The organism is Pseudomonas sp. 22515 (assembly GCF_052044625.1).
Lineage (GTDB): Bacteria > Pseudomonadota > Gammaproteobacteria > Pseudomonadales > Pseudomonadaceae > Aquipseudomonas > Aquipseudomonas alloputida.
On record NZ_JBQENN010000049.1, the window covers coordinates 13,267 to 17,073 of the forward strand.

The 3,807-nt window shown below is 63.9% G+C and carries 4 protein-coding genes and 3 tRNA genes; all 7 read left to right on the plus strand.

Going from position 1 to position 3,807, the window contains the following annotated elements; genetic code table 11:
* Window positions 1-3: 3 nt before the first annotated feature.
* The 7 genes from ACTJJN_RS26335 (at window position 4) to ACTJJN_RS26365 (ending at window position 3,499) form a co-directional block, all read left to right on the plus strand.
* Window positions 4-79, plus strand: a tRNA-Glu gene (locus ACTJJN_RS26335).
* A gap of 61 nt (window positions 80-140) precedes the next feature.
* A tRNA-Ala gene (locus ACTJJN_RS26340) sits at window positions 141-216 on the plus strand.
* Window positions 217-258: 42 nt separating this feature from the next.
* Window positions 259-334, plus strand: a tRNA-Glu gene (locus ACTJJN_RS26345).
* A gap of 170 nt (window positions 335-504) precedes the next feature.
* Window positions 505-1,044: a TetR/AcrR family transcriptional regulator gene (locus ACTJJN_RS26350; RefSeq protein ID WP_012053280.1), complete on the plus strand. Its 540-nt coding sequence runs from the start codon at window positions 505-507 to the stop codon at window positions 1,042-1,044.
* Between the two features lie 15 nt (window positions 1,045-1,059).
* Window positions 1,060-1,938 carry an alpha/beta fold hydrolase gene (locus tag ACTJJN_RS26355; protein ID WP_440781754.1) on the plus strand — a complete coding sequence of 293 codons (879 nt, stop codon included), beginning with the start codon at window positions 1,060-1,062 and terminating at the stop codon, window positions 1,936-1,938.
* 103 nt (window positions 1,939-2,041) lie between these two features.
* Window positions 2,042-2,476, plus strand: coding sequence for an acyl-CoA thioesterase (locus ACTJJN_RS26360; RefSeq protein ID WP_003247186.1), 435 nt, complete (start codon window positions 2,042-2,044; stop codon window positions 2,474-2,476).
* A 51-nt stretch (window positions 2,477-2,527) separates the two neighbouring features.
* A complete protein-coding gene (locus ACTJJN_RS26365) occupies window positions 2,528-3,499 on the plus strand; it encodes a tRNA dihydrouridine synthase (RefSeq protein WP_440781755.1) in 972 nt (323 codons plus the stop codon).
* Window positions 3,500-3,807: the final 308 nt, after the last annotated feature.

Below are 3,807 nucleotides of genomic sequence, written 5' to 3' on the forward strand. Positions count from 1 at the left end.
TACGTCCCCTTCGTCTAGTGGCCTAGGACACCGCCCTTTCACGGCGGTAACAGGGGTTCGAGTCCCCTAGGGGACGCCACTTTTCCTGCGTTTTGCAGGGCTTTAAAAGGCTCGTTGACTATTGATGAGCCTTTTGTTTCGGGGCTATAGCTCAGCTGGGAGAGCGCCTGCATGGCATGCAGGAGGTCAGCGGTTCGATCCCGCTTAGCTCCACCATTTCTGCCAGGGTTCACGCAAGTGGATCTTCGCGAAGGTTACGTCCCCTTCGTCTAGTGGCCTAGGACACCGCCCTTTCACGGCGGTAACAGGGGTTCGAGTCCCCTAGGGGACGCCACGTTTACCCGCGTTTTGCGGGACTTTAAAGGCTCATTCGCTTATTGAATGGGCCTTTTGTTTTTTCCCTTCTCAATAATTTGCCCCCGACAAACGGCCGCACATTTTGCTTGCCAAAAAATATGATGGGAATAATATTTCGATCATCATATTTTGTGTGGTGTGTGCCAGATGAGCGACAAGAAGAGCAAAACCCGCGAACGCATTCTGGAAGCTGCGCGCAGTGCGCTGATCCAGCACGGCCCGGCCGAGCCCAGCGTCAGCCAGGTGATGGGTGCGGCAGGCCTGACCGTCGGCGGCTTCTATGCGCACTTCGACAGCAAGGATGAGCTGATGCTCGAGGCGTTCCGCCAGTTGTTGGGTGAGCGCCGTGCCTTGCTCGCTCAGGTCGACCCCAATCTCGATGGCGCCGGGCGGCGAGCGCTGGCCGGGGCCTTCTACCTCTCGCGCAAGCACCGGGACTGCGAAGTCCATGCTTGCCCGCTGCCTAACGCGTTGGGCGAAATGCAGCGCCTGCCGGAGGTCTTCCGCGAGGTGCTGGCCGAGCACATCGAGTTGATGACTGCCGCGATGGTCGACCGCCCTGAGGATGCCGACAAAGCGCTGGCCGACCTGGCCCTGATGGTGGGAGGGCTGGCGCTGGCCCGGGCCTTGGGGACCAGTGACCTGTCTGACCGTATTCTGCGCGCCGCCAAATCGGCGGTGCTTTAACCCTGGAGCATGGCGATGACCACCCTGAGCTGGATTCGCGGTGTCAATGGCACCTTGGGCCGCCTGGCCCCCGAGCATGTCGCGGGCAAGATGCGCCGTGCCTTCATGACCCCGCGCAACCTGCCGCCCCGGGATTGGGAGCTGCCCGTGCTGGCCAGCGCCGAGCGCATTACACTGCGCTTCGGTTTGTCTGCCTTGCGCTGGGGTCAAGGGCCGACCGTGCTGCTGATGCACGGTTGGGAAGGGCGCCCGACGCAATTTGCCGCCTTGATCGAGGCCTTGGTTCAGGCAGGGCATACGGTGGTGTCGCTGGAAGGGCCTGGGCATGGTCGTTCGCCTGGCGAGCAAGCGAATGTGGTGCTGTTTGCCAGGGCGCTGCTTGAGGCTGCGGCTGAGTTGCCGCCCTTGCGTGCGGTCATAGGTCATTCCATGGGCGGTGCCAGCGTGTTGTTGGCCCTGCAGATGGGGCTGCGTACAGAGGCGGCTGTCAGCATTGCAGCGCCGGCGCGGTTGCTTGGTGTGTTGCGTGGTTTTGCCCATCGCCTGGGGCTGCCAGCCCGGGCACGGGCAGCGTTCATTCGCCAGATCGAGCGCGATGTGGGCATGCAGATTGCGCGGCTGGATGTCACGGGTTACCAGCTGGAACTGCCGGGGCTGGTGGTGCATGCTGCCGATGATGCTCTCGTGCCCGCAGATGAGGCACATGTGATCCACAAGGCCTGGTTCGACAGCCGGCTGATGCTGCTGGAAGAGGGTGGCCACCAGCGAGTGCTGGCCGACCCACGGCTGAGTGAAGCCGTGCTCGAACTGCTGGCTCGGGCTGAAGCGGTCAGTGTCGGGGCGGCTTCAGCCGCGAACATTGGCATCGCCGGTGCCACCCACCGCGGTGTCTGATTCGCGGGCAAGCCCGCCCTATAACGACCGCTTCAGGCTCGCTGGGGCTGGACATTGCCCCGCAGATCGCTGCTAAATCGCCTTTTGCGCCAAGGAAGCGAAAATGAGCTGGGACCTGGCAACACCCTTCGTCATCGACCTGCGCGTCGGCAGCGAGGACATCGACGGCCTTGGCCACGCCAACAATGCCGTCTACGTCACCTGGCTTGAGCGCTGCGCCTGGCGCCACTCCCAGCGTCTGGGGCTGGACCTGGCCGAGTACCGGCGCCTTGACCGGGCGATGGCTGTGGTGCGCCACGAAATCGACTACCTGGCCGCCGCCTATGAAGACGATGAGCTGCAGCTGGCCACCTGGATCATTGACTGGGACCAGCGCCTGCGCATGACGCGGCGGTTTCAGCTCAAGCGCCCGCGCGATGGTGTGACGCTGCTGCGCGCGCAAACCACCTTTGCCTGCATCGAGCTGTCCAGCGGCAAGCCCCGGCGCATGCCGGCGGAATTCGTCGAAGGTTACGGTCCGGCGCTGATCGGCGCCTGAGTCGCCGGCATTTTTTGTTAAACTGCCGGCTTTTTCCGCTGAGACCCCGACATGCAAATTGCCCTGGCCCCCATGGAGGGGCTGGTCGACAACATCCTGCGCGACGTATTGACCCGTGTGGGCGGTATCGACTGGTGCGTCACCGAGTTCATTCGCGTGTGCGACCGCCTGCTGCCGGCGTCCTCGTTCGACAAGCTGGCGCCTGAACTGCGTCAGGGCGCGCGCACGGCTTCCGGTGTGCCCATGCGCGTGCAATTGCTGGGTTCGGACCCGGTATGCCTGGCGGAAAACGCCGCACTGGCTTGCGAGCTTGGGGCGCCGGTGATCGACCTGAACTTCGGTTGCCCGGCAAAGACGGTGAACAAGTCGCGCGGTGGCGCGGTACTGCTCAAAGAGCCGGAGTTGCTGCACGCCATTGTGCGTGAAGTGCGGCGTGCGGTGCCGGCGAACATTCCGGTGACCTCGAAGATGCGTCTGGGCTTCGACAGCCCCGATGGGGCACTGGAGTGCGCCACGGCGCTGGCCGAGGGCGGTTCGGCACACCTGGTGGTGCACGCACGGACCAAGGTTGAGGGCTACAAGCCGCCAGCGCACTGGGAGTGGGTGGCGCGGGTGCAGGATGTGGTCAAGGTGCCGGTGTTTGCCAATGGCGAGATCTGGACGGTCGATGACTGGCGGCGTTGCCGCGAGGTCAGTGGCGCTGAAGACATCATGCTCGGGCGTGGGCTGGTATCGCGCCCGGACCTGGGCCTGCAGATTGCAGCGGCGCGGGACGGGCGCGACTATCAGCCGATGAGCTGGCATGAATTGTTGCCACTGTTGCGTGAGTTCTGGCGCCAGGCCCAGGCCAAATTGTCGCCGCGTTATGCGCCGGGGCGGATGAAGCAGTGGCTGGCGATGCTGACTCGCAGTTACCCCGAAGCGGTGGTGTTGTTTGCCGAGTTGCGCCGGGAAGATGACTGCGCGCGGATCAGCCGGTTGCTGGGGGTTGAGGCGCAAGCGTTGGAGGCTTGCGTCGCCTGAGCAGGGCTCTACGCGGGTACTGCACCTGTAGGCGCGGGGTCACCCGCGAAAGGACCGGGCCTGCTGGCCAATTACCACCCGCCGATCACCGTTGCCGCTGCCACCGTATTCGCGGGCAAGCCCGCTCCTACACACACACACACACACGCATCGGTGGTTGGGCACAGGTCGTCGTAGGAGCGGGTTCACCCGCGAAGAGGCCGGCCCAGCTGGCCAATCTCCATCTTCCGTTCACCGTTGCCGCTGCCACCGTATTCGCGGGTAAACCCGCTCCTACACACATCGGTGGTTGGGCACAGGTCGTCGTA